Below are 23,935 nucleotides of genomic sequence, written 5' to 3'. Positions count from 1 at the left end.
CAGCGATGTTCCGACCGCGGGTCGGAACCCCGGGAGCGGGTGAGATAGTTTTCCAGGGGTGAGCCAGGACATGCCCCGACCCGCCGGACCGTTCCGCGGCGCGCCCCAACGACGGTCGCGCGCGCTACTGCCCACGCTCATCGTGCTCGGCGTGCTCGTCGCGTCGTACGTGCTCATCGTGACGTTCTGGACCGATCGGCTCTGGTACCAGTCGGTCGACTTCACCCAGGTGTTCACGACGCAGCTCATCACGCGTATCGGGCTGTTCCTGGTCTTCGGCCTGCTCATGGCGGCGTCGGTGGTCGTCAACGGCCTGATCGCCTACCGCGTCCGGCCACGGTACCGGCCGATGAGCGTCGAGCAGCAGAGCCTCGATCGCTACCGCGACGCCATCGACCCGGTCCGTACCTGGGTACTGACGGCGGCCGCCGTCCTGCTCGCGATCATGGCCGGCGCCAGTGCGGCCGGGCAGTGGCAGACGTTCCTGCTGTGGCGCAACGGCGGCGAGTTCGGCCAGGACGACGCCCAGTTCGGCGTCGACCTCGGCTTCTTCGCGTTCGACTACCCGTGGTGGCGCTACGTCGTCAGCTTCGGGTTCGCGGTGGTGGTGCTCGGCCTCGTCGTCGCCGCCATCACGCACTATGTCTACGGCGGCATCCGGCTGCAGACCGCGGGGCAGAAGGTCAGCCCGGCCACCACGGCCCACCTGTCCGTCCTGATCGGGCTGTTCGTCCTGCTCAAGGCCGTGGCCTACTGGCTGGACCGGTACGCGCTGGTCATGCAGGACAACGACCGCTTCACCGGTGCCTCGTACACCGACGTCAACGCGGTGCTGCCGGCCAAGACCATCCTCGTCTTCGTCGCGTCCATCTGCGCGATCCTGTTCTTCGTCAACGTCTGGCAGCGCAACTGGATGCTGCCAGGCATCGGGCTGGGCCTGCTGGTGCTCTCGGCCGTCCTACTCGGCGGGCTGTGGCCGTTCCTCGTCCAGCAGTTCCAGGTCCGCCCGAGCGAGGCCAGCCGCGAGCGGCCCTACATCGAGCGCAACATCGAGGCCACCCGCTTCGCCTACGGAATCGACGAGGTGCAGGTCGAGGAGTACGACGCCACCACTCAGGTGAGCGAGGGACAGCTCGCGGAGGACTCGGCGACGATCCCCGGCATCCGGCTTATGGACCCGAGCGTCATCCAACCCGCCTTCCAGCAGTTGCAGCAGGTGCGAGGGTTCTACTCGTTCAGCGATCCGCTCGACGTCGACCGGTACGAGGTAGAGGACACCGCGACGGGGACGGTCGCCGAGCGGGACACGGTGGTCGCGGTCCGAGAGATCGACTCCGACGGCATCCCGGCCGAGCAGCGCAACTGGATCAACGAGCACACGGTCTACACCCACGGCTTCGGCATGGTCGCCGCCTACGGCAACACCCGCCAGTCCGACGGCTCGCCGGACTTCGCCGAGGAGGACATCCCGACGCAGGGTGTCCTGGGCGAATACGAGCCGCGCATCTACTTCGGCGAGAACTCGCCCAGCTACTCCATTGTCGGCGCGCCCGAGGGCACCGACCCGGTCGAGTACGACATCCCGGAGGACCCGGAGACCGGCGGAGAGCGCCGGAACACCTACGAGGGCGACGGCGGCGTGCCGGTGGGGTCGTTCTGGCACCGGCTGTTGTACGCCACGCGGTTCCAGGAGGCCAACTTCCTGCTGTCCGACCGGCTCAACTCGGAGTCGCGGCTGCTCTACGAGCGCAACCCGCGCGAGCGGGTCGAGAAGGTCGCGCCGTGGCTGACGGTCGACGCGAACCCGTTCCCGGCGGTTGTGGACGGCCGGGTCGTGTGGATCCTCGACGGGTACACGACGCTGAACTCCTTCCCGTACGGGCAACGGGTGTCGCTGAGCGAGGCGACCAGCGACTCGCGGACGGCCCGGCCGGCGCTGGCCGCGCAGCCCGACGACTTCATCAACTACGTCCGCAACTCGGTGAAGGCGACGGTCGACGCGTACGACGGCACCGTCACGCTGTACGCCTGGGACGAGGACGACCCGGTGCTGCAGGCGTGGATGAACGCGTTCCCCGACTCCGTGCAGCCGCGCTCGGAGATCCCGACACCGCTGATGGACCACCTGCGCTACCCCGAGGACCTGTTCAAGCTGCAGCGCAACATGCTCGAGCAGTACCACGTCACCGACGCCTCGACCTTCTACGGCGGTCAGGACCGCTGGCTGGTGCCGGCCGACCCGTCCTCGAACGTCGACGTCAAGCAGCCGCCGTACTACCAGAGCATCCAACTGCCGGACACCGATGCTCCGGTGTACTCGCTCACCACCACCTACACGCCACGTGGCCGGCAGAACCTGGCCGCCTTCATGGCGGTGAACGCCGACGCCCGCAGTGAGGACTACGGCCAGTTGCAGATCCTCCGGCTGCCAGGCAACACCCAGATCGACGGCCCCGGCCAGGTGGCCAACGACTTCGAGAGCGACACCGACGTCGCCCAGCAGCTCACTCTGCTGCGGTCCGGCGACGCCGAGACCCGACTGGGCAACCTGCTGACGCTGCCGGTCGGCGGCGGCCTGCTCTACGTCCAGCCGGTCTACGTCGTCCGCGCCACCGGCGAGGCGGCCTTCCCGCTGCTGCGCCGGGTGCTGGTGCAGTTCGGCGACAACATCGGCTTCGACGACACCCTGCAGGGCGCGCTCGACCAGATCTTCGAGGGCGAGTCCGGCGCGATCACCGAAGAGCCGCCAGGCGGCGTCGAGGAGACGCCGCCGCCCACGGAGGAGACTCCGCCGACGGACGAGGAGACGCCACCGCCCACGGAGACGCCCACCACTCCGCCCGACCAGCCGGCCGACCTCACCGCGGCGCTTGAGGCCATCCGGGTCGCGTGGCAGGAGGCGCGCGACGCGCAGGCCGCCGGCGACTGGGCCGCCTACGGCGAAGCGCTCCAGCGGCTGGACGAGGCGATCGCCGCGGCCGAGGCGCTCACCGGCGGCGAGGGCGCCGGCGGGGCCACCTCCGGTCAGTAACAGCGAGCCCGCACGGAGCCGTCACCCACACCGGGTGGCGGCTCCGTTCGCGTTTCCGGCCGGTCTCAGCCGGAACGGGCGCCGCTCAAACCGCGCGGTGGTAGGCGATCAGCTGGAAGCCCGGGATCGGCTGGTGGTCGCGCTCCGGCGTCCGGACGAAGCCGAGCCGCTCGTACAGCCGGTGCGCGGTGTGCATGTGTGGCAGCGATGACAGCACCAGGGCGTCGTCGCCGTGCTCGCGGGCGAGGTCGAGGCAGGCCTGGACCAGCGCGGCCCCCACCCCACGGCTGCGCGCTGCCGGGTCGACGGCAAGCATGCGGAACTCCGACTCGCCGGGCCGGGCCACTTCGACGTACGGACTCGGCGGGCGGCAGAACGTCACCGCGCCCAGCACCGCGCCGTCGTGGTCGGCCGCCACCAGCAACGTGGCCTTCTCCGACCGGCTCGCGACGTCGGACAGCTCGTCGGCGTACTCTTCGTCGCCGTCGAGGAACCCGTCGGCGCGATACGCCGCCACCGTGATGGCCGCGACGGCGGCGTGGTCGGCTCGGCGGGCGGGGCGCACCTGGAAGTCCGTCATGTCGCATATTCTGGCGTCGGCCACCGACGCCGAACGGCCGTCCGTGCGATTTGGCGCTCCGAAGCCGATCGCGTAGACTGATCTCAGCGACGCGGGGTGGAGCAGCTCGGTAGCTCGCTGGGCTCATAACCCAGAGGCCGCAGGTTCAAATCCTGCCCCCGCTACGAAGAAGTCCTGGTAACCCGCGGGTTGCCAGGACTTTTTGTTGGGGGACACGTGCGAATCCCATCGCAGACCCATCAGATTCACCTCGATCGCGGCCCGTGGCCAGCACAGACGTCTGACTGGTTCTCGATGGTCCCGGACGTCTCTGCCGATGATGGCGTCACTGATCATGAGGATCTGGCGGTCACGGGCGAGGCCGGGTGATCGGCACGGCGACATCGCCGTCGTCACGGCGTCGGCCGCGCCCGCGGGCCTGGCCGACCCGGCCAGGGCACCGAACACGACCCGGGCGTGTTGACACCAGCGCCAACAGTTGGCGCTCATGTCACCACCGGCGGCCATCACCGGCCCCGGGCACGGACGCCCGGCCGCCGCAGCGGGCAGCGCCTGGATGCGCTGCCCCATGGCGGCTCACACCGCCGGCCACCGAGTCGATCATGGAGAAGGGTCGGGTTTCCCGCGACTGCAGAGCCGACCTTCTCCATGATCAAGCCGTACCCGGTCGTCGTTGCCGTGTGCGGCAGCCCCGTTCAACGCCACGCTGGCGGCGCAGACGACACGCATGATGATCGGATGGCCGAATGGCGTAATCCTGACCGCTGGTCGCTGACGCCCGACCGCCGCTGCACCTGACACCGGCCACCGAGGACCGCGCCATCGCCGAGGCGTGGCTCGAGTTCGCCGGAGGCGGCATCGACGGAGTGATGGCCAAACACCGCGACCTCCCCTACCAGCCGGGCCGGCGTGCGATGGTGAAGGTGAAGCGGCAGCACACGGCGGACTGCGTGGTCGCGGGATGACGGGTGTTCCACGATCCACCCGGGGTGGCGTCGTCATTCACCGAGGCCCGCCAGGTCGCGCTGCTGGACGAGCTCGCGCCGTTCGAGACCGACCTGCCGGGGCAGCCGCGGAAGCACGGGTTCGCGGTGGAGGGCGGCAGTCTGGGCCGGCTGCACAGTGCGGCCGGGCGCTGGCTGTCCGGCATGTCGCCGCCGCCCAGCGTTTCGACCCCAGCCGGGGCAAGAACTTCCTCGCCTACGCGGTCCCGACCATCCGCGGTGAGGTGAAGAAGTGCTTCCGTGACCACGGCTGGACGGTACGTCCGCCACAGCGGGTGCAGGAGCTGGCCGCTGCGGGGTCGGCCGCGTCGCAGGAGGTCTCACAGACCAAGGGCGCGGCTCCGACACCGGCCGAGCTGGCCGAGCACCTCGGCGTCGACGTCGACGAGGTCGTCGAGGCCGGCGCCTCGCATGACTGCTTCACGACGGCGTCGCTGGACTACCTGGGCGCAGACGGCGAGACGACCTCGCGCGGCGGGACCGGCGGATCCTGTACCTGCGGTTCTTCAAGCGCTGGACGCAGCAGGAGATCGCCGACGAGCTCGGCGTGACTCAGATGCAGGTCTCCCGCCTGCTGGCCCGCGTCCTCGGCCGCTTGCGCACGCTGGTCGCAACCGCCGCGCCCGGACGGGTTGACGCGCGGTGAACGCGCGCTGGGGCGCGCTCCGACGCTGCGGTCCAGGACGGGCAGCACGTGATCGCCGAGGCGCGCTCGCGCAGCTGATCACGTCGTCCAATGGCAGCCGGCGACATTCACACCGTTCCGCATAGCGACGAGTTGGTGAACATCATCGAGGGCGATCACGTCCCGTTCACCTCGGCCGCCATCCAGGATGAGGCGGAGTTGCGGGGTCCGTGCTTGCGCCGTTGCGGGCGGCTCGTTGCCGTTTCCATGGCTGATCGAGGGGTATGGGTGCGGACGATGCAGGAGAGGAGTGGATGATGCCTCGACCGGGAACCCATCGGTACGACATCAAGAGAACCCGGCTGCGAAAGGAGCTCGAAGACGACGGCGTCGCCGCCGACCACGAGGCCGATGAGGAGGCGAATCGTCGACTCCAGTCCGACCCTAGGATGCGGCCCGACGAACCGAGCGGACGTGCGCTCGGCCCGAAGGGTGAACGTGACGCCGGCGACAGCTAGACGGAGGCAGCGTGGCCAGGAGGCGCAAGATCTCAATCCGAGGCGCACCGCACCCAGGAGGGTGAGGGGCGCTCACCTCACTTGATTTCCGTGTGGAGGAGGGGGACCAGATGACATCTGAACCGCAGAGTCCTGTCCGTGACAAGAACTACGACCTGGTCACCGTGCTGCAGGCGTCCTTGGAGTACGCCTGGCGGATGGAGACCTACATCGCCGATGCTGAAGAGGCAGGCGACTCCGAGCTCGCGGAGTGGTTCAGGAAGATCCAGCACAGCAATGTCAAGGCGGGAGAGCAGGGCAAGCAGCTGCTCGCCGCGAGGTTGGGCCAGGAGGAGACGTCTGGCCCGGCTTGACCCCGGGTGAGCACCCTGAGGAACGGGTCGCGCCGCAACCGGCGCGCCGAACCGGCTCCCAGCGGTTACGTCTGCCTCCGGGGGAGCAGGTACGCGCCGGCCGACGTCACCCGGCGATGCGGCGGCATGAGGCTCTGGATGGCGGCTAGCCGTGAGCCAGACGAGCACGTCACCACCCTGAGGAGGCGGACGACCATGGCGGCCAAAGCAGGCGAGAAGGCGCAGCAGACGGGGGACTTCTTTTGCGCCAGCTGTGACGAGAAGGTCCATGTCACCAAGGGCGACACCATCCCGGCATGTCCGAACGGGCACAAGACGTTCGAGACCAGGCGCAATGAGCCGTAGGCAGCAAGGCTCCGACCATGGGACCTGGACAACGCGGTGGCGGAGACGCGGTTCCCGTCAGCCCGCGTGATCGTGGATCTGGATGCCACGCTGGTGGCCGTGCACTCGGACAAGGAGCAGGCGCAGCCGACGTTCAAGGTGAGTTTCGGGTTCGCCCGATGTGCGCCTTCGTCGACCATGGAGCGAACGGGACCGGGGAAGCGCATTTCCATCTTCGGATCACGGCGACCGATCCATGCCGCCGTCCGCGCCGTAGCCAGGCCTGATTGGTACGCGATGACGACCAGCTGCGCGCGATCGCGGGCCTGCAGCTTCGTCATGGCGCGCTGCACGTGCGCGCGGACGGTGAACGGGCTGAGGAGCACTGGGCACACGCCGACGACCTCGCCGTTCGCTACCCGGCCGTCGACGTCGATCCGTCGGTGCTGTTCGTCGACGACGGCGACGTGCTCACCGCCGCCGGCGTCGCGGCCGGGCTCGACCTGTGTCTGCACCTGGTCCGCCGCGACCACGGCGCCGCCGCGGCCACCTACGTCGCCCGCCGGATCGTGATGCCGCCGCACCGCGAGGGCGGCCAGGCGCAATACCGCACGGAAGCCGACCCGGCCCGCAACGGCGGCGAGCTCGCGCCGACGCTCGCCTGGCTGCGGTCCAGCCTCGCCGAGGACCTCCAGCTCGCCGACATCGCCCAACACGCGGCCGTGAGCACCCGCACGCTTGTTCGGCGGTTCCGCCAGGAGTGCGGCACGACGCCGCTGCAGTGGCTGATCGGCCAGCGGCTCGACCACGCCCGCGAGCTGCTCGAGACGACCACCCTGCCGGTCGAGGAGGTCGCCCGGCGCACCGGTTTCCGCACCTCGGCCTCGCTGCGCCAGCACTTCGCCCGCCGGCTCGGCACCAGCCCACTGCGGTACCGGCGAACGTTCCAGCAGCCGGCGCGCGTCCCGGCGTGAGCGATCCCGGATGCGCCAGACTGAGGGGCGGAGGCGGTGCGGCGTGACGAACACGAAGAAGCTGACCATGATGCACGACGAGCTGCAGCGGTCCGCGGCGGACCACCTGCTGCTCCACTTCTCCAAGCAACGGCTCGACGACCTGCTGGTACTCGAACGGGGCGAGGGACCGTACGTGTTCGACACCCGCGGGAGGCGGTACGTCGACGCGCTGTCCAGCCTGTTCTGCGCCCAGCTCGGCTACTCGTACGGCGCCGAGCTGGGCGCCGCGGCCACCGAGCAGCTCACCCGGCTGCCGTTCAACACCAACTGGGCGACGGCGCACCCGCCGGCCATCGAGCTGGCCGAGCGGCTCACCGGTCTCGCGCCGGCCGGGCTGACCCGCGCGTTCTTCACCAGCGGCGGCTCCGAGGCGGTCGAGGCGGCCTGGAAACTGGTCCGCGAGCACTACATGGCGGTCGGCCAGCCGCGGCGCACCAAGGCGATCGCCCGCGACGTCGCCTACCACGGCGTGACGCTCGGCGCGCTGGCGTTCACCGGCGTCGCGCGGTTCAAGGACGACTTCGGCCGGCCGCCCATCGACGTCACCCACGTGTCGAACACCAACGCGTTCCGGGCGCCCGACGGCGCCGACCCGGCCGCGTTCTGCGCCCGGCTGCTGGCGGAGGTCGAGGCGGCGGTCGTCGCAGCCGGCCCGGACGAGGTGGCGCTGATCATCGCCGAGCCGGTGCAGAACGCCGGCGGCTGCCTGACCCCGCCGCCGGGCTACTGGCGCGGGCTGCGCGAGATCGCCGACCGGTACGGCATCCTGCTGATGGCCGACGAGGTCATCACCGGCTGCGGGCGGCTGGGCGAGTGGTTCGGCGTCGCGCGCGAGGGCGTCACGCCCGACCTCGTCAGCCTGGCCAAGGGCATCACCGCGGCCTACGCCCCGATGGGCGCCGTGGTCACCACCGACCGCGTGGTCCAGCCGCTGGTCGACGGGGGACGGGTGCTGCGGCACGGCATCACGTTCGGCGGCCACCCGGCCAGCGCCGCCGTCGCGCTACGCACCATCGACATCGTCGCCCGCGACGGCGTCCTCGAGAACGTCCGCACGCTGGAGCCGTACCTGCGCGACCGGCTGGGCGAACTGCTGGCGCTGCCGATCGTCGGCGACGTTCGTGGTACCGGCTTCTTCTGGGCGATCGAGCTGGTGAAGGACGCCGCGAACGGCCGCTTCGACCAGGCCGAGCGCGACGCGCTGCTGCGCGGGTTCCTGCCCGGCCGGCTGCTGGAGGCCGGCCTCATCGCCCGCGCCGACGACCGCGGCGACGCCGTCCTGCAGATCGCGCCGCCGCTGATCAGCGACCGCGCCGTCCTCGACGAGATCGTCGACGGCCTACGCGACGTGCTCACCGACGCGGGGGAGCGGTTCGCGGCCGCCTGACCCCGAACACCGTCACGAACAGGTAGGTCTTGCCGGCGGCGTGCGGCGAGAAGAACTCCACGACCTCGTCGTCGGCCGAGGTGGAGCCGACGGCGCCCAGGCCGAGCGCGTGCGCGCCGAGGTGGAGCTTCCCGGCTTGCAACGCGCTGGTCAGCTGGGCGGCGCGGTAGCCGCGGTTGCCGTACCGCTCCAACAGCGGCCCCAGGTCGGCCAGCCAGTACGCGTTGACGTGTGCGTCGGCGCAGTACTCCTGCCCGACGGCGATGCGCGCGGCGTCGGCGCGGAAGTCGCCGGCCCGCAGCAGCTCGACCGCGCCGCGGGCCGGGTGGTGCAGGTAGACGCCGGGAGTCAGCCCTTCGACGGCGTTGACGATGAGGTAGCAGTCCAGCGGAGGACGGACCTCGGCGCCGTAGGCCCGCGACGAGCGGTCCAGCAGCGTGGAGAAGTCGCGGAACCCCAGCTCGGCATCCGTGTCGTAGTTGCGGGTCGAGCGGCGCCGCAGCACGACGTCCTCGACCGGCTCCGGCGGCAGCGCGTGGTCGGGCAGCGGGTCCAGCGCGGTGAGCGGGCCGGCCGGCTCCGGGCCGGCGGCGGCCGTCGTCGCCGACCGCCAGTCCGCCGCTTCGGCCCCGGTGGCCAGCGACGACGCCAGGTGCATCGCGGGGATCGCGGGGAAGGTGACCTCGCGCGGCGACACCGGCCGCACCGGCAGGTCGACCGGCGGCAGCGCCTCCACTGACGGGGCCGACGCGCCGCCCCGGCCGAGCGCGCACAGCGCGACGGTGGCCTCGCGCACGCCGTCGACCCCGAGGACGTCGTTGACCTCCTGGTCGGCGAAGCCCAGCACGAGCTCCGTCGGGAGGCCGGCCGACGCCGCCACGGCCAGTGCCTGCGACAACGAGGTGCCGGCGTCCCAGAACGTGTGCCGGTAGGCGCGCGCCTTGTACCGCCAGGCGTTGCGCCAGAACGTGCTGGTCACCGCGAGGACGACCGGTGCGGCCGCCACCGCGGGCTCGCCGCCGGTGGCCGCCACCAGTGCGGCCCGGACATCGCCCGAGCGCACCCGTCGGAGGCTGTGGTCGTGCGCGGCGTAGTGGTAGACGCCCGCGGCGAGGCCGGGCAGGTCGGCGCAGACGAAGTACAGCTCCAGGTGGTAGCGGGCGCCGGTGCCACCGGCCGTCCGGTAGGTGATGGTGGTGCCGCGGACGGTCACGGTGCGGTCCAGCAGGCCGTTGCTGAACCGCGCGATGCGGGCCAGTGCCGCGAGATCCGGCACCACGTCGCCGCCCGGCGCCGTGCCGTCCGCCGAAACCGTCAGTAGTGCCGGGAGCGCCGACGGCGTGAATTCGCGCGGGATCGCGATCGGCTCCAGCGTCTCGTACACCTTGAACGGGTACGGCTCGAGCGAGCGGTCCTCCTCCCAGATCGCGCTCTCGACGTCCGGCGGCGTCCCCATGACCAGCCGTTCGTCGCCGGTGCCGGTGCCGGCCCGCCAGTACCGTGTCGCGGCGTGGAAGTCGAGGGCGGCCCGGACGTCGGCGTTGCGCTGGGTCATCCGGCGAGCGTAGCGATCGCTCAGAGCTGTGCGTTGGCTGCCAGCGGGTCGGGGGTGCCGAACCGGTGCGCCGTGATGCTGACCGCCTGCTCGTGCAGGAACGGCAACAGCTCGACGCGGCCCGCCTCGGTCACCGGCTGGGCGTAGACGGCGAGGTCGGGACGGCCGCCGGTCGCCTCGTACAGCGCCGCCGGGTCGCCGCCGACCAGCCGGACGCGGCCGGTCAGCCGGGCGGCCCGCCGGCGCCAGTCCGCCTCGGCCTCGACGGCGACGTCGACCCCCTGCGCCGTCACCGCCGACGTCATGGCGGCGGGCAGCTCGCCGGTCGCGGACACCGTCACCGCAGCGCCCGCGAGCACGCCCGCCGCGACCACCCGCAGCAGGTCCGCCACCGGCGCGCCGGAATCATGCCGGACGGTGACCGGGTGCGGCAGGTAGCGCAGCACGTTCCGCTCGGCGATCAGCTCGGACACGTCGCGGGCGACGCCGAACTCGTCGCGCCAGGCCGCGGCGTCGCTGCGCAGCGCCCGCTCCAGCGCGTCGGTGCCGGCCAGACCGGCGGCGTGCGCGGCGGCGAGCAGTGCCGCCGGTCCCGCGGCGAGCGCCACCTCGGGCGCGGACGACATGGCCGGCGCCCAGTCGGTCAGGCCGACCAGGTAGTTCGGCCCGCCCGCCTTCGTCCCGGCGCCGACGGCCGATCGCTTCCAGCCGCCGAACGGCTGCCGCCGCACGATCGCGCCGGTGGTGCCGCGGTTGACGTAGAGGTTGCCGGCCTCGACGCGGTCCAGCCAGGTGGCGATGTCGCCGGCATCGCGGGTGTGCAGGCCGGCGGTGAGGCCGTAGGCGACCCGGTTCTGCAGCTCGATCGCCTCGTCGAGCGTGGCGGCGGTCATGATGCCGAGGACCGGGCCGAAGTACTCCGTCAGGTGGTACTCCGAGCCGTCGGCGACGCCGACCTTGACCCCTGGCGACCACAGCCGCCCCTCGTCGTCGAGCTGCCGCGGCCGCACCACCCAGGACTCGCCCGGGCCGAGCGTCGTCAGTGCCCGCAACAGTTTGCCCTCTGCCGGGCCGATCAGCGGGCCGACCTGCGACGTCGGGTCGGTCGGGAGTCCGACCTTCAGCGACGCGACGGCGTCGACCAGCTGGTCGCGGAACCGGCGCGACCGCGCCACCGAGCCGACCAGGATGACCAGCGATGCCGCCGAGCACTTCTGCCCGGCGTGGCCGAACGCGGAGGACACGACGTCGCGGACGGCGAGGTCGATGTCGGCGCTCGGGGTGACGACGATGGCGTTCTTACCGCTGGTCTCGGCCAGCAGCGGCAGGTCGGTGCGGAACGACCGGAACAACTCGGCGGTCTCGTAGGCGCCGGTGAGGATGACCCGGCCCACGCGCGGGTCGGACACCAGCCGGCGGCCCAGCTGGGACTCGCCGACCCGGACCAGCCGCAGCACGTCGCGCGGGACCCCGCCCGCCCACAACGCCTCGGCCAGCACCGCGCCGCAGCGCACCGCCTGCGACGCGGGCTTCAGCACGACGGCGGACCCGGCCGCCAGCGCGGCCAGCGTCGACCCGGCCGGGATGGCGAGCGGGAAGTTCCACGGTGGCGTGACGACGGTCAGTGGCACCGGCCGGGCGACCGCGCCGTCGACGTCGTCCAGCTCCTCGGCCAGGCTCGCGTAGTAGTTGGCGAAGTCGATCGCCTCGGACACCTCGGGGTCGCCCTGGTCGAGGGTCTTGCCGGCCTCGGCCGCCATGACCTCCAGCAGCTCGGCCCGGTGCCGTTCCAGCTCGACAGCCGCGCGCCTCAGCACCGCGGCCCGTTCCTTGCCCGGCAGCGCGCCCCAGCCCCGGCCCGCCTCCGCGGCGGCGCCCAGGGTCTCGTCGAGGTCCTCCTCCGACGTGACGACGGCGGCGGCGGCGGTGGCCACGCCCGCCGTGCTCGCGGGCACGCGCGCGAGGATGTCGCGGCTCCACGCCACGTTGCCCGGCAGCGCGGGGTCGGTGTCGGAGACGTTCGCGAACTCGGTCTGGACGGTGCCAAGAACCGGCTCGCGGCGGTCCTGGATGCGGTGCGGCATCGGCACGGTGCGGTCGAGCGCGGCCAGCGAGGCGAGGAATCGGTCTCGCTCGCGGACGAACAGTTCCTCGTGGTCGTGCAGGCCGGCGAGCGCGGACAGGAAGTTCTCCTCGCTTGCGCCCTCCTCCAGCCGCCGGACCAGGTAGGCGATGGCGACGTCGAACTCGCGCGGCTGCACCACCGGGGTGTACAGGCGGACCTTGCCGACCTCGCGGCGGACCACCTCGGCCTGGCCCTGGGCCATGCCCAGCAGCATCTCGACCTCGACGCCGTCGCGGACGCCGCGCCGGCCGGCCAGCAGCCCGGCGAACGCGAGGTCGAACAGGTTGTGCCCGGCGACGCCGATGTGCACGTTGCCGATGTGGTCGGGCCGCAGCGCGTAGTCGAGGAGCCGCTTGTAGTTGGTGTCGGTCTCCAGCTTGCTGTGCCAGGTGGCCAGCGGCCAGCCGCGCAGCGACGCCTCGACCCGCTCCATCGGCAGGTTCGCGCCCTTGACGACGCGCACCTTGACCGGCGCGCCGCCGCGGGCCCGGCGCGCGGCCGCCCACTCCTGCAGGCGGATCATCGTGCCCAGCGTGTCCGGCAGGTAGGCCTGCAGGACGATGCCGGCCTCCAAATCTAGGAATTCCGGCCGGTCCAGCAGCGTGGTGAACGCCGCCGTCGTCAGCTCGAGGTCGCGGTACTCCTCCATGTCGAGGTTGACGAACGTCGACGCCGCCGCGGCCCGGCGGTACAGCGGGATGAGCGTCTCGACGACGTGCGCGACGGTCTCGTCGAACGCCCACGCCGAGTGCGGCGCCACGGTCGACGACACCTTCACCGAGACGTAGTCGACGTCGGAGCGGTCCAGCAGCTTCAGGGTGCCGTCGAGCCGGCGGCGCGCCTCGCGCTCGCCGAGCACCGCCTCGCCCAGCAGGTTGACGTTGAGCCGGGCGCCGCGGCGGCGGATGCGGGCGATCGCCCTGCCCAGCTGGACCGGCCGGGCGTCGACGACCAGGTGGCCGACCATCGCGCGCAGCGCCCGCCGGGCGACCGGCACGACCAGCCCGGGCGCGACCCGTCCGGCCAGCCCGCCGGCGCGGACGGCGAGCCGCAGGTGCGCGGGCAGGAACGCGGGGACGTCCGCGGCGAGGTCGCGCAGCGCCCGGGCGGCCTCCTTCGGGTCCTCGGGACGGATCACGCCGTCGACGAACCCGACCGCGAACGGCAGCCCGGCGGGATCGGCCAGCACCTGCGCGAGCCGCTGGGCGGCGGCGCTCGCGGGCTGCCGGGCCGACTCGTCCAGCCAGCGGCGGACGGTCGCCACGACCTCGTCGGAGAGCGCCAGCAGATCGTCCAGCCCGCCCGCGCGAGCGTCGGTGTCGTTCCAGGTCACGGCCATGTCCACAGTCTGGTCACCCACTGGCATAAGGTAAAGCGATGTTTTCTGACGAGTACTCGTCAGAACTTCTTACCCATGGCTGGAGGTTCCCGTGCTCGACGTCCGCCGGCTGCGGCTGCTCCGCGAGCTCGCCGTCCGCGGCACCATCGCCGACGTCGCCGCCGCCCTGCACCAGAGCCCGTCGTCGGTGTCGCAGCAGCTCACGCTGCTGGAGAAGGAGGCCGGCGTGCCGCTGCTGCGCAAGGTCGGCCGGCGGCTGCTGCTCACCCCGCAGGCGGAGATCCTGGTAGAGCACACCGCCGCCGTCCTGCAGCGGCTGGAGGAGGCGGAGTCGGACCTGCGGGCGTCGCTTCAGGAGGCCACCGGCACCGTCCGCATCGCCGTCTTCCAGTCCGCCGCGCTGGCGCTGATGCCCGACCTGCTGCACACCCTGGCCGAGCGGCATCCGCGGCTGCGCGTCACCATGACACAGCGCGAGCCCGAGACCGCGCTGATGGAGACGTTCGCCCGCGACTTCGACCTCGTGGTCGCCGAGCAGTACCCGAACCACGCGGCGCCGTGGCACCCGGAGCTTGACCGCGTCGGCCTCACCCGTGACGCCATCCGGCTGGCCGTACCGCCCGGGCCGGAGTGGGCGCACATCACCCGGCTGGCCGACACGGCCGGGCTGCCGTGGGTGGTCGAGCCGCACGGCGCGGCGTCGCGGCACTTCGCCGAGCAGGCCTGCCGGCAGGCCGGGTTCGAGCCGGACGTGCGGTTCGAGACGGCCGATCTGACCGCGCAGATCGAGTTGATCGAGACCGGCAACGCGGTCGCGCTGATCCCCGACCTCATGTGGGCCCGGCGCCCGCCGTCGGTTCGGCTGGTCGACCTCGACGGCGTGCCGCACCGGACGGTGTTCACCGCCGCCCGCCGCTCGATGGCCTCGCGCCCGTCCATCCTCGCCTGCCGCGAGGCGCTCGCCGCCGCCGTCGAGCACGGGACCGGCCGCCGCCCCGATTGAAATCCGACGAATCGGGCATGTTTCGGCCATGGCGGGAACGGTGACGGGGCGCCGGGTGATCGTGACGGCGGCCGGGCCGGGGATGTGGCCGGTGCTCGAGGAGTGCGCGCTGCCGTCGTTCCACCGCTACGCCGCCCGCTGGGGCTTCGACGTCCACGTCGTGCGGCTGCCCGCCGACGGCACGGCCGCCGACGCCGCCGCGCAGCGGGCCAAGTGGGCGAAGATCACGCTGCTGCGTGCGGCGCTGGAGCGCTACGACCTGGCCCTGTGGCTCGACGCCGACGTCCTGGTGCTGCGCGACGACGAGGACATCGCCGGCCATCTGCACGCGGACGCCTTCCAGGCGCTGGTGCTGGAGCAGGTGCCGTACGAGCACCGGCTCAACCCCAACACCGGGGTCTGGCTGCTGCGCGCAGGACCGGCGGCGACCGCGCTGCTCGACGCGGTGGAGGCGGCCGGTCCGCAGCCCGGGCCGTGGGCCGACCAGGGCGCCGTCCTGCTGGCGCTGGGCTGGAACCGCGGCGACGAGCGCTACTACTGGGCCCGGCCCGGCCGCGGCACGCCCTTCCTCGACGGCACCTCCTGGCTGCCGCCGAGCTGGAACCAGCCCTACATCGCTGGGCGGACTCCTGCGGAGTCGTTCAACAGCGCCGCCGACTCCTATGCCGACCGGCCGACGGTGCCGCGGCCGCATGCGCTGCACTTCATGGGGATGACGCCCGAGGCGCGGCTGCGGCACATGCGCGCCGCCGCCGCGGCGGCCGGTGCCGGTCAGGCGTCAGAATCCGGCGACGAGACCACCCGCCGCTCGCGCCGCGCCGGCAACAGCGCGGGGACCAGCAGTGCGGCGGTCAGGGCGAAGACGACGGGGTAGCCCGCACCGGCCGCGACGATCCCGGCGCCGGCCGCACCCGCCGCCATGCCGGCGTCGTAGGCGGCGTTCCAGATGACGGCCAGCTCCGACGAGGCCAGCAGCACCAGGGTGGGCGCGCCCAGCAGCACCAGCCCCGCGGTCAGCGCCGTGCGGTAGCCGAACCGGGCGACCAGGCGCGGCGTCGCGACCTCACCGGCGATCGACGCGGCCAGCAGCGCGCTAGTGGCCAGGCCGGCGGCCCCGGCAGCGTCGGCGACCAGCGGGACGACCGACAGCGGCAGGTAGAAGCCGAGCGACGAGCCGACGATCGTGACGAACCGGAGCAGCAGCGCCCGGGTGACCAGGGGCGCGTGGAAGCTGGCGGGAGCGGCGGCGACGGCGAGCGTGGCGGTGGTCATGCCCCGACGCTACGGACGGATCGGTCCGGTCGTGAGGGCCAATCTGGCCACAGAACTCCGGACCGATTCAGCTCACGTGCTGGCGGGGCGGCCCTTCGACCGGTTGTGGACCGCGTCGATGAGGCGGTCGTCGACCTGGTCGTAGATGACGGTGCCGACCCACACGATGAGGGTGACGAAGACCCACGTGCCCACGCCCTCGAGGTCGAAGTTCTCACGGGACGTGAACAGGTCGGTCAGCAGCAGCCCGACCCACGCCAGCGCCACCCCGCCGAGGAACGTCGCGCTGGAGGCGTACTTGCGCGCCAGCGCCGCCATGACGCTGCGCAGCAGCATGGTGAAGAACGTGAACAGGGCGGTGCCGACCAGCCAGCCGGTGAAGGACAGGCTGAACTCGTCGAACAGCACAGCGGCGATCAGGAACAGCACGCCGTTCGCGGCGGCGGCGAGCACGAGCCGGATGAGCCACTTCATGATCCGTACTCTGGCGCAGATGTCGGTGCGGCGCCACTGACCTGGGGATTCTCGTAGGTAAATGAGGCTCTGCGACCCGATCCGTGGGTCGGTCGCGTTCGGGTCGCCGGGGATGCCGCGTCGGCCGGGGTTGCCACGTCCACGGGGCGAGTCTGGGCACACCTCGACCCCGCGCTGGCGTGGTTCGGTGTGGCGTTGGTGTCTGTGGACAGCGATGATCATCCACGATCGCGTACACCACCAGGATTACCCGAGCCTCACAATGATTGCAGGCGTGTTGAGGCTCGAGAAAACCTCATGATGCCCTCCGGATCACTGGGAAATCTCACCACGTGGACACCAGCGAACGGTCCACCACCGCCGGGGTGTGCCCGCTCTTCCCCGTCCCCCTGATAGCGCCCAGGGCCGCGTGCGCGCGGGTCAAAGTCCACGGCCCCGGCCACAGCGAACCGCACGCAGCAGAGTCCGGGGACTTGAGGCGCGGGTGCGCGGCCAGGAATGGGCGCCGGGGGGACGGCCAACGCTGCACCCCACGGCCAACGCCGCACCCCCGGCCGATCATGATCCGGGCGTGTTGACACTAGCGCCAACAGGTGGCGCCCTTGTCAACACGCCCGGACCGACAGGCCAGCCCGGGGCGGTGACGCGAGCCCGAGCAGCCTCATCTACGCGGCCGGATCCGTGCCCTCAGTCCGCGGACCTGACCAGCTGGTCGTCCTCCGGTGCCGGCTCGTCGCGCCGGTCGCCGTGGCCGGGCCACCAGGCGGCGTGCCCGATGAGCGCCGTCAGTGCAGGCGTGAAGAACATCGCCATGACGAACGCCGCGACGAAGATGCCGAACGAGATGGCGAAGCCCATCGACGTCAACAGCGCGTTGCCGCCCAGCATCAGCGAGGCGAACGTGCCGGCCAGGATGAGACCGGCCGCGGCGACCGTCGGCCCGGCGTGCCGGACCGCCATGGCCGCGGCGTCGCGCGGTTCCAGGCCGTTGCGTGCCTCCTCGCGCAGCCGGGCCACCATGAGGATGTTGTAGTCGGTGCCGAGTGCAACGACGAACAGGTAGATGTAGATGGGCAGCATGAAGATGAGCCCGTCGTCGCCCTGGATCGTCTGGAATACCAACACCGTCGCGCCCAGCGTTGCGCCGAAGCCCAGGCCGACCGACGCCATGAGGTACCACGGCGCCACCAGGCTGCGCAGCAGCACCGCCAGGATCACCATGATGATCAGCGCGGCCACCGGGAACACGACCGAGTAGTCGCGGTTCATCGCGTCCTGCAGGTCGACGAAGACCGACGTGGTGCCGCCGACCAGCGCCTCGGTGCCGTCGGGCGCGGCGTCGTGCGCGGTGTCGCGGATCGGACCCTCGACGTTCTCCATCGACGCGTCCGAGGTAGGGTCGGAGTCGAGCACGACGCTGTAGATCACCGTGGTGCCGTCGGGCGACGCGGTCGGCTCACCCATTTGCGCCACGCCAGTCGCCTCGCCGAGTGCGGTGCCGAACGCCGTCTGGTCGGCCTCGTCGACGGGGTCGCCGTTCGTGCTGTGCAGCAGCACCGTCGTCGGGTCGGTCGCGCCCGGCGGCAGGCCCTTCTGGAGCGTCTCGAGCGCGACGGTGGATTCGGCGTCCGCGGGCACGCCGGTGTCGGACAGGTCGAACGTCGGCCGGAACCCGAACGCCAGCACCGCCAGCGCCGCGAGCACCAGGCCGGACACGAGGGCGAACCGGACCGGGTGCCGGCCCAGCGAGTCGCCGACGGCGCCGAAGCGGGCCGCCTTCGGCTCGGTCTTCCACGCCTTCGACGGCCAGAACACCTTCGTGCCCAGCAGCGACACGATGGCCGGCACCAGGGTCAGCGCGGCGAGCACCGTGACGGCGACGGCGATGGCCAGCGCCGGGCCGATCGAGCGGAAGATGCTCAGCGTCGACAGGATCAGCGCCATGAACGCGACGATGACGGCGCCACCGGCCGACGCGATGGCCTCGCCGGCCCGTTCTATGGCGTGCGCGACCGAGGTCTTGCTGTCCATGCCCTGCCGCAGCGCCTCGCGGTAGCGGAACAGGAAGAACAGGATGTAGTCGGTGCCGATGCCGTAGAGCACCACGATGAGGATGACCGTGATCGACGAGTCGGCCTGCAGGTCGAACGCGTCGTTGGCGAACGCGATGAGGCCGGTCGCCACCTGCGAGATGATGCCGACGACGATGATCGGCATGATCGCGATGATCGGGCTGCGGAAGATGATGAGCAGCAGGCCCAGGATCAGCAGGACGGTCACGATGCCGACGATCGTCTCGGCGTTCGACGCCGCCTCCTGCGAGTCCAGGTTCTGGGCGGCCGACCCGGTGACGCCCAGCCGCAGGCCGGTACCGTCGACGAGGTCCTGACCCTCCTCGCGCAGGTCGCGGACGCTGTCGAGGATCTCTTCGCCGAACGGGTCGGCGTCCTGGCCCAGGCTGACGATGGCCGTCTGCACCAGCCGGTTCTCCGACGGGTCGGACGGCGTGATCGGGCCGAACTCGGGCAGGTCCAGGTCGCCCAGCTCGCCGGAGACCTGCTCGACGGTGGCGACGTCGTCGTCCGTCAGCTCACCGCCGTCCTCACGGTCGAACACGAGGATGGCGGCGATCTCGGTGCGTTCGGGGAACGCCTCGGACTGCAGCTCCGCGGTCTGGATGGATTCGTAGTGGTCGGGCAGGAACTCGGCCTCATCGGTGGTGGAGGTGAGGGCGGGAGCTGTGGCGATGACCGCCGCCGCCAGCACGACCCACGCGACGATGACCTGCCACGGGTGTCGGGCCACGTGACGGCCCAGCGAAGCAAACATGCGGCCAGTATTGATGCCGCGGCTGACATCCGTCTGACACTCGCCTGACACGGTGTTCCCGCCCGTCCGCGGAATGCGGCGGAAGCCGGAGATCGAAAGGGATGCGATGTGGTGCGCGTCACGTTCTTCGCATCGTCGCGTGGTACGTGACATCGCTCATTTCTGAGCGTCGTGCGGTCGGTGGATCTCGGGGTGGGTCGAGAGTGCGCTGAGGGGAATTGGTCGGCCGACGTCAGCGGCGCGACCAGCCCCGCTCAGCCTCGGTCAGCCCGCCCCAGATGCCGTACCGCTCCGGAAGGGCCGTGGCGGCCTCCCGGCACTGCTGCGCGACCGGGCAGGACGTGCAGATGTTCTTGGCGATCTGCTCCCGGGCCCGCAGCGTGCTGCCGCGGCCCTCGGGGTAGAAGAGGTCGGTGTCCATGCCCCGGCAGGCGGCGTACGCCCGCCATGCGTCCCGCAGCTCGAACCAGTCCTCTGCGTACGTGTTCATGTGATCGGCCAGTGCGGTCATGCGGCCAGTTCCCCCTTCGCCGTCGTGTCGAGTGGATCAGGGCCTTTGATCGACAAGACAGAGATCGGGGTCGGCTATGACGCGGCTGACGAAGAATTTTCTCGAGGAATTTCTGAGGGCCGGACGAACCGGATGAAAGGCTCGCGTGAACCGGTTCGGAGCAGCGGAAAACAGGCATGAGGACGGCCGTACGAACGAACCGGCCCGGCGAGCCACGAGGGCTCACCGGGCCGGCCCGAGGTGCTGGCCTGTTTACGGCTGGATGTACCGGAACTGCTGGTTGATGCCGTTGTGCGACGGGAAGAGGATCACCCGGCCGTCGGGGGCGACCTGCTCGATGTCGAGCACGAAGGCGTGGTACTTCACGCTCTTGATCGGTTGCGCGGCCGACGTCTCGGGGTCGAGGTTCCACTGCTGGCTGTCGCCGTCGTCGCACGGCGCCAGGACGACCGCCTCGATCGGGGCGACGCCGTCGAGGCACTCGCCGGTCTCGCGCCAGACGATGGTGCCGTCGCCCGGGACCTCCCAGCCGCGGCTGGGCGCGTCGGCGCAGTCGCCGGCGCGCGGCACGTCGGCGCCGTCGACCACGATGCAGCGGGTGCCGTGCTCGCCGAGGTCGACCTCGAACCGGCCGGCTCGCACGACCTCGAGCGTTGCGGCGTCGGTGGTGACCGAGCCCAGCTCGTTGGTGAAGACGGCGCGGTACCGCGTGTGGTCGTCGTCGAGCGTGACGCCGGTGCGGGTCAGCGTGGCGTCGGGTCCGGTGCCGGTGGCGTCGGGGACCGGGGTCCACGGGCCGTCGGCCGACGGCGCGCTCTCCCAGGCCCAGGTCGCCTCCGGGTTGGCCGAGGCGCTCGCGGTGAACTCGACGTCGTCGCCGGGGCCGGCCTCGACGGACTCGGGCTGCTCGGTGATCTCCGGCTGCCAGTGCACTGTGAGCGTGGCCGGCTCGGACGTCGCCTCGCCGACCTCGTTGGTGAAGACCGCGCGGTACTGGTAGCCGTCGCGTTCGGAGCCGACGCCGGTGAGCTTCAGCGTCGACGTGACGCCCTCTTGGCGGCTGGTGGCGAGCGTGGTGTCGGGCGAACGCCATTCGCCGCCGGGCGGCCGCGCCTGCCACGTGATGGTCATGGCGTCCGGGTTGGCCACGGCGGTCGCCTCGAACACCGCGGTGCCGCCCTCGACGACCGTGACGCTCTGCGGCTGCTCCTCGATGGCCGGCGGGTACTGCACGGTGATGACGGCGGGCTCGGTGGTGATGGTGCCCAACGGGTTGGTCGCCTTGACGCGGTAGAGGCGGCCGTCGATGTCGCGGTCGGGCGCCTCGATGACCAGCGTGTCGGTGGTGGCGCCGGCGACGTCGACCCAGTCCTCCTCCGGCGGCACGTCCTGGCTGCCGTCTGGTGTCTCGTCGGCCGGCACCTCATCGGCGCGGTCGTCGGCGGACTGGACGTACGGCGTGCCCGACGACGTGGGCACGATCAGGAAGCTCGGGCCGGACGTCTCCGCGGTCGCCGTCTGCGGCTGCTCGCCGGCCGGCTGCCCGCCACTGGACCCCGTGGGCGGATCGGCGTACTGCCACTGCAGCTCCGGCGGCGGGTTGCCGGAGACCGCCACCGTCAGCGTGACGTCCTCACCGGCGACCACGACCGGGTTGGGCGGGGGTTGTCGGTCGATGGTGGGCGGCGCCTCGGCCGGCGGCTGGGTGGGCTCGGGCGTCGGCTCCGGCGTCGGCTCCTCGGTCGGCTCCTCCGTGGGCTCGCTGGTCGGCGTTTCGGACGGCTGCGACGGCTCGACCTCGGGCTGGTCGACCGGCGGCTCCTCCTCGGCCGGCTCGTCCGGCTCCTCCTCCGGGGGGTCGGCAATCGGCTGGTCGGCCGGCGGCTCGTCCGCGGGCGGCTCCGCCGGCGGCTGCTCCTCCTGCTCCGGCGGCGCCTGCGGCGGGTCGGCCGGCTCGTCGTCCGGCGGGTCATCGGCCGGCGGGTCCGACTCGGCGCTGGCGGACGGCGCGGCGGCGGGCGGATCGGCAGGGTCGTCGTTGCTGGTCAGTGCCCACGCCGCGACGGCGATGGCGGCGGCAGCGGCCGCGACGCCACCGGCGGCGGCGAACTGCCGGGCCTGCTTGCCCCAGCTGGCCGGCGACAGGAACGCCAGCACGCCGCCGCCCGTCGCGCCGGCGCCGGCGGCCGCCACCGCACCGGCGGCGACCCCGGAGGCGGGGAGCAGCAGGGCCGGCCAAAGGATGCCCCGCATGTCGGACACGAGCAGCAGCAGCTCGTCGCGCCGCTCGCGGCAGTGGGCGCAGGTGGCGAGGTGGGCGCTCATCTCGCGGGTGTCGTGTGCCGACAGCGTGCCGCGGACGTACGACGCGATCTTCGGCGCGTATGGGCGGCACTCCGGCTGGACCTCGGCGGACAGGTTCACCGCCAGGTAGGCCTGCCGCAGGCCCTCGCGAGCGCGGTAGGCCAGTGCGGCGACGGCGTTGGCGGAGCTGCCCAGCGCGGGCGCCAGCGACGCCGGCGACCGGCCCTCGATCTCGGTGTGCCACAGCACCTGCTGCCACCGCTCGGGCAACGTCTCGAACGCGTGCCGCACCAGCTGGCGGTCGGTGGAGCGGGCCATGGCGTCGTCGGCGGTCGGCAGGATGTCGAGGATCGAGGGATCGGTCTGCGAGCCGTCGCGCTGCGAGCTGCGGTGGCGGTCGATGGCAAGCCGCCGAACGACCGTCTTCAGGTAGGGCGCGAAGTCGAGGTCGGGACCGCCGCCCTCGCGCAGCCGCATGAGCACCCGGGTGAACGCCTCGGCGACGACGTCCTGCGCCTCGTCGCTGTTGTTCGTGACGATTCGGGCGACTTTGGAGGCGTCGTCAACATGGCGGCGGTACAGCTCGTCGTAGGCGCCCATGTCGCCTTCACGCGTGCGCGCGATGAGCTGTTCGTCGCTGGCGCCGTCTGCTGGAATCGTCACCTGTTCTCGCTATCCCGGTTACACCCAGGCAGCTCAGTCCAGGGAACCTCTCCCTGAATGACGAGACCTGGGCGGCCTGATCTCATGATCGACATTAGCCCCCCCAAGCAGCCCAGTCACGAGTTCAGGCAATCGTGCTCTGGAGTCCGGGACAGCGAACACGTCGACCCGCACATTTGCTGTGCTCAGTTCACCGGTTTCGACCGACTTCGTCAAGGAGATCCGCTCGAGCCGCGCCTGCGCATCGTCGGGCACCAGGGCCAGCGCCATCGCGGTGCCGACCTGGCTCAGTGTGGCCTCCGGACGGACGCGCGAACGGAGCGCGGACGCGGCCTGGAGGACCCGGGCGATCCGCCGCCACGGGCCGTCCGCAGGCTCCCATCGCATGACGAGCAGCACCAACGCCATCGGCTCGATCCCGGACAGCCGGTCGAGCTCCTGCACCCGGCCGTAGAGATAGCCGACGGTGTGCAGTCCGGACAGCGGATCGATGCCGGGCGAGCCGCGCTCGGCGGCGACCGCGTCGACCCAGGCGTCGACCAGCCGGTGCCGCGCCGTCGCGCGGGGGAGTGGTGCGCCCGCCGACGCCTCGAGCACGTCCCACAGCTCGTCCAGCTCGTCCAGCAGGCAGGTGAGGTCGCCGGTCGTGGCGGCGCGCTCCCACGCGAAGACCGTCAGACCGTGCTCGACGTCCTCGGGGTCGGGCTCGTCGGCGGTCAGTGCGTCCACGACGGCCTCGACGCCGGGCGGAGGCAACTCCCCGGTGGTCGCCTCCGCCCGGCTCGTTTCCGGTGCAGGGCCGTCCTCGTGCGCGCTCGCCGGCACCGGCCGATCCAGCCAGGCGGCCAGCAACGATGTCACCGGAACCTCGCCGTGGTTGAACATCGTCATCCTCGGAACTCCCCGTTCTCGCGCACGCTTCGTCCGACCCTTGCACCCACCACGACGGCGGCCACGCCGCATCATGACGCGGGTGCGGCAGAAAACTTCGCGGGCCGCCCCGACCGCATCGTCCGGACCGC

Annotated in this window: 16 protein-coding genes, 1 tRNA gene and 3 pseudogenes; 10 read left to right on the top strand and 10 right to left on the bottom strand. The window is 71.9% G+C overall.

The genetic code is table 11. The features are described from left to right. Positions 1-70 precede the first annotated feature (70 nt). Positions 71-3,031 (top strand): UPF0182 family membrane protein, encoded by a 2,961-nt coding sequence (locus tag E1262_RS13805; protein ID WP_132103710.1) that lies wholly within the window; start codon positions 71-73, stop codon positions 3,029-3,031. An 85-nt stretch (positions 3,032-3,116) separates the two neighbouring features. Here the strand turns inward: E1262_RS13805 and E1262_RS13800 are convergent, their stop codons facing one another. Next, positions 3,117-3,611: a GNAT family N-acetyltransferase gene (locus tag E1262_RS13800; RefSeq protein WP_132103709.1), complete on the bottom strand. Its 495-nt coding sequence runs from the start codon at positions 3,609-3,611 to the stop codon at positions 3,117-3,119. A gap of 90 nt (positions 3,612-3,701) precedes the next feature. On the opposite strand from E1262_RS13800, the gene E1262_RS13795 reads away from it, so the two are divergent. The 5 genes and pseudogenes from E1262_RS13795 (at position 3,702) to E1262_RS13770 (ending at position 6,456) form a co-directional block, all read left to right on the top strand. After that, positions 3,702-3,775, top strand: a tRNA-Met gene (locus E1262_RS13795). A 797-nt stretch (positions 3,776-4,572) separates the two neighbouring features. Further along, positions 4,573-5,004, top strand: a pseudogene (locus E1262_RS31710) (sigma factor); the annotation flags it as partial. A 26-nt stretch (positions 5,005-5,030) separates the two neighbouring features. After that, a pseudogene (locus E1262_RS32090) lies at positions 5,031-5,159 on the top strand (sigma factor-like helix-turn-helix DNA-binding protein); the annotation flags it as partial. A gap of 709 nt (positions 5,160-5,868) precedes the next feature. Continuing rightward, positions 5,869-6,111, top strand: coding sequence for a hypothetical protein (locus tag E1262_RS13775; RefSeq protein WP_132103706.1), 243 nt, complete (start codon positions 5,869-5,871; stop codon positions 6,109-6,111). Between the two features lie 195 nt (positions 6,112-6,306). Beyond that, positions 6,307-6,456: a zinc ribbon-containing protein gene (locus E1262_RS13770; RefSeq protein WP_132103705.1), complete on the top strand. Its 150-nt coding sequence runs from the start codon at positions 6,307-6,309 to the stop codon at positions 6,454-6,456. A 248-nt stretch (positions 6,457-6,704) separates the two neighbouring features. On the opposite strand, the pseudogene E1262_RS32085 reads toward E1262_RS13770, so the two are convergent. Further along, positions 6,705-6,815, bottom strand: a pseudogene (locus E1262_RS32085) (LuxR C-terminal-related transcriptional regulator); the annotation flags it as partial. 192 nt (positions 6,816-7,007) lie between these two features. On the opposite strand from E1262_RS32085, the gene E1262_RS32080 reads away from it, so the two are divergent. Beyond that, complete coding sequence (locus E1262_RS32080) at positions 7,008-7,409, top strand: helix-turn-helix domain-containing protein (RefSeq protein WP_420810526.1); 402 nt, start codon at positions 7,008-7,010, stop codon at positions 7,407-7,409. A gap of 43 nt (positions 7,410-7,452) precedes the next feature. Beyond that, the gene (locus E1262_RS13755; protein WP_203453850.1) at positions 7,453-8,838 is read left to right on the top strand and encodes an aspartate aminotransferase family protein; all 1,386 of its coding nucleotides are present in this window, start codon (positions 7,453-7,455) and stop codon (positions 8,836-8,838) included. Here the strand turns inward: E1262_RS13755 and E1262_RS13750 are convergent. Further along, positions 8,804-10,393, bottom strand: coding sequence for a SagB/ThcOx family dehydrogenase (locus tag E1262_RS13750; protein WP_132103703.1), 1,590 nt, complete (start codon positions 10,391-10,393; stop codon positions 8,804-8,806). The genes E1262_RS13755 and E1262_RS13750 overlap by 35 nt on opposite strands. A 20-nt stretch (positions 10,394-10,413) precedes the next feature. Beyond that, positions 10,414-13,857 carry a proline dehydrogenase family protein gene (locus E1262_RS13745; RefSeq protein WP_132103702.1) on the bottom strand — a complete coding sequence of 1,148 codons (3,444 nt, stop codon included), beginning with the start codon at positions 13,855-13,857 and terminating at the stop codon, positions 10,414-10,416. 91 nt (positions 13,858-13,948) lie between these two features. On the opposite strand from E1262_RS13745, the gene E1262_RS13740 reads away from it, so the two are divergent. Further along, positions 13,949-14,860, top strand: coding sequence for a LysR substrate-binding domain-containing protein (locus tag E1262_RS13740; protein ID WP_132103701.1), 912 nt, complete (start codon positions 13,949-13,951; stop codon positions 14,858-14,860). Between the two features lie 28 nt (positions 14,861-14,888). Next, on the top strand, positions 14,889-15,734 hold the full coding sequence (locus E1262_RS13735; RefSeq protein WP_132103700.1) for a hypothetical protein: 846 nt from the start codon (positions 14,889-14,891) through the stop codon (positions 15,732-15,734). On the opposite strand, the gene E1262_RS13730 is transcribed toward E1262_RS13735, so the two are convergent. From E1262_RS13730 to E1262_RS30325, 6 genes are all read right to left on the bottom strand, one after another. Further along, positions 15,632-16,132: a hypothetical protein gene (locus E1262_RS13730; RefSeq protein WP_203453849.1), complete on the bottom strand. Its 501-nt coding sequence runs from the start codon at positions 16,130-16,132 to the stop codon at positions 15,632-15,634. The genes E1262_RS13735 and E1262_RS13730 overlap by 103 nt on opposite strands. A 72-nt stretch (positions 16,133-16,204) precedes the next feature. Beyond that, on the bottom strand, positions 16,205-16,606 hold the full coding sequence (locus E1262_RS13725) for a hypothetical protein (RefSeq protein ID WP_132103699.1): 402 nt from the start codon (positions 16,604-16,606) through the stop codon (positions 16,205-16,207). Positions 16,607-17,293: 687 nt separating this feature from the next. After that, entirely contained in the window at positions 17,294-19,435 is a 2,142-nt protein-coding gene (locus tag E1262_RS13720) for an MMPL family transporter (protein WP_132103698.1), read from the bottom strand. A gap of 232 nt (positions 19,436-19,667) precedes the next feature. Continuing rightward, positions 19,668-19,925: a WhiB family transcriptional regulator gene (locus E1262_RS13715; protein ID WP_132103765.1), complete on the bottom strand. Its 258-nt coding sequence runs from the start codon at positions 19,923-19,925 to the stop codon at positions 19,668-19,670. A gap of 273 nt (positions 19,926-20,198) precedes the next feature. Then, complete coding sequence (locus tag E1262_RS13710) at positions 20,199-22,913, bottom strand: sigma-70 family RNA polymerase sigma factor (RefSeq protein WP_132103697.1); 2,715 nt, start codon at positions 22,911-22,913, stop codon at positions 20,199-20,201. Between the two features lie 33 nt (positions 22,914-22,946). Then, positions 22,947-23,804, bottom strand: a complete 858-nt coding sequence (locus E1262_RS30325; protein ID WP_162605893.1) for a hypothetical protein — start codon at positions 23,802-23,804, stop codon at positions 22,947-22,949. Between the last annotated feature and the right edge of the window lie 131 nt (positions 23,805-23,935).

The sequence above is a fragment of the Jiangella aurantiaca genome (genome assembly GCF_004349105.1).
Lineage (GTDB): Bacteria > Actinomycetota > Actinomycetes > Jiangellales > Jiangellaceae > Jiangella > Jiangella aurantiaca.
The sequence above is the reverse complement of the archived record's forward strand: the minus strand, read 5'-3'. Positions and strand labels throughout refer to the sequence as shown.

Excerpts from the sequence above, each read along its gene's own strand:
- E1262_RS13805 (WP_132103710.1), top strand. The coding sequence starts at position 71 with ATGCCCCGACCCGCCGGACCGTTCCGCGGCGCGCCCCAACGACGGTCG.
- E1262_RS13800 (WP_132103709.1), bottom strand. The coding sequence starts at position 3,611 with ATGACGGACTTCCAGGTGCGCCCCGCCCGCCGAGCCGACCACGCCGCC.
- E1262_RS13775 (WP_132103706.1), top strand. The coding sequence starts at position 5,869 with ATGACATCTGAACCGCAGAGTCCTGTCCGTGACAAGAACTACGACCTG.
- E1262_RS13770 (WP_132103705.1), top strand. The coding sequence starts at position 6,307 with ATGGCGGCCAAAGCAGGCGAGAAGGCGCAGCAGACGGGGGACTTCTTT.
- E1262_RS32080 (WP_420810526.1), top strand. The coding sequence starts at position 7,008 with ATGCCGCCGCACCGCGAGGGCGGCCAGGCGCAATACCGCACGGAAGCC.
- E1262_RS13750 (WP_132103703.1), bottom strand. The coding sequence starts at position 10,393 with ATGACCCAGCGCAACGCCGACGTCCGGGCCGCCCTCGACTTCCACGCC.
- E1262_RS13745 (WP_132103702.1), bottom strand. The coding sequence starts at position 13,857 with ATGGCCGTGACCTGGAACGACACCGACGCTCGCGCGGGCGGGCTGGAC.
- E1262_RS13735 (WP_132103700.1), top strand. The coding sequence starts at position 14,889 with ATGGCGGGAACGGTGACGGGGCGCCGGGTGATCGTGACGGCGGCCGGG.
- E1262_RS13730 (WP_203453849.1), bottom strand. The coding sequence starts at position 16,132 with ATGACCACCGCCACGCTCGCCGTCGCCGCCGCTCCCGCCAGCTTCCAC.
- E1262_RS13725 (WP_132103699.1), bottom strand. The coding sequence starts at position 16,606 with ATGAAGTGGCTCATCCGGCTCGTGCTCGCCGCCGCCGCGAACGGCGTG.
- E1262_RS13720 (WP_132103698.1), bottom strand. The coding sequence starts at position 19,435 with ATGTTTGCTTCGCTGGGCCGTCACGTGGCCCGACACCCGTGGCAGGTC.
- E1262_RS13715 (WP_132103765.1), bottom strand. The coding sequence starts at position 19,925 with ATGAACACGTACGCAGAGGACTGGTTCGAGCTGCGGGACGCATGGCGG.
- E1262_RS30325 (WP_162605893.1), bottom strand. The coding sequence starts at position 23,804 with ATGACGATGTTCAACCACGGCGAGGTTCCGGTGACATCGTTGCTGGCC.